The 1,271-nt window shown below is 66.3% G+C and carries 2 protein-coding genes; both read left to right on the top strand.

The features are described 5' to 3' along the window. Positions 1-474, top strand: a 474-nt coding sequence (locus A2J03_RS19500) for a metal-dependent hydrolase (protein ID WP_197480863.1), incomplete at its 5' end; no start/stop codon positions are given. Between the two features lie 26 nt (positions 475-500). After that, positions 501-1,271: ferredoxin reductase (locus A2J03_RS19495; RefSeq protein ID WP_231912621.1), on the top strand; the 771-nt coding region annotated here is incomplete at its 3' end.

Raw genomic sequence — 1,271 nt, 5'->3', positions numbered from 1 at the left:
GCGGTGGAACATCTGACGGCGTTTCTCGGTGACTGGGTCCTCAATGCCCGCGCACTCGACGAGGTCGATTTCGATGCCACGATGCTCGATCTGTTGCGTTGGCACGGGGCCGAGGAAGTCGAGCACCGGTCCGTTGCGTTCGAGGTGATGCAGTACTTCGATGTTCGCCCGGCTCGGCGACTGCGCACCTATCTCGCGATCGCCCCGGCCCTGGTGTGGTTCTGGACCCGCGGGGTGCGGTTTCTGATGGAGCAGGATCCGACGTTGGCGCATCTGCCGCGGCGTAAACGCCGGCCGACCTTGCGGGCGTACCGCGATGTCGCACGGCGGGGACTGTTCCCGTCTCCGGCGATGATCGCGGCTGCGTCGCTGCGGTATTTCAAGTCCGGGTACCACCCTGAGCGGGAAGGTAGCACCGAGCAGGCGGTCCAGTATTTGGCGTCGTCACCGGCCGCCCGCGCCGCCGCCCGATGAGGGGCCTGCGGCGTAGGTGGGCGCTCGTGAGCGAGACCGTCGAGTCTTTTCGGCAGGGGAGGACGATCCCGCCGGATCTGTACGGGCGGGCGATACCCGATCAGACGGTCTCGTTGGTCACCGACACTTTGGACAAATGGTTCGCCCTCCTCGACGGTGGTCACTACGACGATGCGTACGCCGCACCGGCAGTGGTTCGTTCGGTGTCGTTGACGCTCGCGCGACGCGAGGTGCTCTGCGTCGACGAGCAGGTCGTGCGTCTGACGTTCTCCTCACCGCAGGGCACAGACCTCCCGGCGTGGGCACCCGGAATGCACCTCGATGTGCATCTCCCGTCCGGGCGACGGCGACAGTATTCGCTGTGCGGTGACCCTGCCGACCGTTCCGACTACACCGTCGCGGTACGCCTGATCCCCGACGGCGGTGGCGGATCACAGGAGATGCACGACCTCGAAGTCGGTTCACGGGTTACGGTCAGAGGTCCGCGCAACGGGTTCCCGTTCATCCCCCGCGGCAAGGCGCTGTTCATCGCCGGCGGTATCGGGATCACGGCTATCTCGCCGATGGTGCGCGCCGCGCGGGCCGCGGGTATGGACTGGCATCTCACCTACTGCGGACGTTCTCGGAACTCGATGCCCTTTCTCGCGGAAGTCGAAGGGTGGGACAGCACCCGAGTCTGTATCTGGACCGACGACGTGGACGGCGTCCCGACCGGGCCGGACCTACTCACCCAACTCACCGACGGAGCCGTCTACTGCTGCGGGCCACCGCCGATGATCTCGGCAGTGCGAAACACC

Source organism: Rhodococcus sp. EPR-157 (assembly GCF_001647195.1).
Classification (GTDB): Bacteria; Actinomycetota; Actinomycetes; order Mycobacteriales; family Mycobacteriaceae; genus Rhodococcoides.
Note: the sequence above shows the minus strand (reverse complement) of the source record. Positions and strands in the feature narration are given on the sequence as shown.